The sequence below is a fragment of the Companilactobacillus kimchiensis genome, assembly GCF_001438805.1.
Classification (GTDB): Bacteria; Bacillota; Bacilli; order Lactobacillales; family Lactobacillaceae; genus Companilactobacillus; species Companilactobacillus kimchiensis.
On sequence record NZ_JQCF01000065.1, the window covers coordinates 1 to 677 of the forward strand.

The window sequence follows — 677 nt, forward strand, 5'->3', positions numbered from 1 at the left end:
TAAGATTCCTGGTAGTCCAGTTGCTTATTGGATCACCGAACAAAGTCTAAAAATGTATCTAATAAACAATAGCTTGGACAACAAATATTCTCCTGTAGTTGGGATGACAACGAGCGATAATAGTAAATTTTTACGTTTCTGGTATGAAGTCCTTAGTAACAAAATACATTTACGAAATAACAATAAATGGTTTTGGTATTCAAAAGGTGGAGGTTTTAAGAAATGGTACGGATTCGAAGAGTACGTTGTTAATTGGGAAAATGAAGGATACCAAATAAAAAACTATAAAAAAGACGGAATAAAAAAATCAGCATCTGTAAGAAATGAACAATTTTATTTTAAACAAGGAATTACATGGTCCTCTGTTACATCTGGTGTTTTTTCAGCAAGGTTATTAACAAAAGATCATATTTTTGATTCCGGTGGTAGTGCCATATTTCCAAATAAGCAGGATGTATTGCCAATTTTAGCCATCATGAATTCTAAAATTATGGATGAAAATCTCAGTATTAAAAATCCCACGTTAAACTTTCAAGCATCAGATATAGGATCATTGCCAATAAATTCTAATATTATTGGCAATGATGAAATAAGTAAATTATCAAAAACTAACGTTTTAATTAGCAAACAAGATTGGGATTCATTTGAAACATCATGGGATTTCAAAAATCATCCAC

Annotated in this window: 1 pseudogene; it reads left to right on the forward strand. The window is 30.7% G+C overall.

The features are described from left to right. A pseudogene (locus IV57_RS13265) lies at positions 1–677 on the forward strand (BREX-1 system adenine-specific DNA-methyltransferase PglX); the annotation flags it as partial.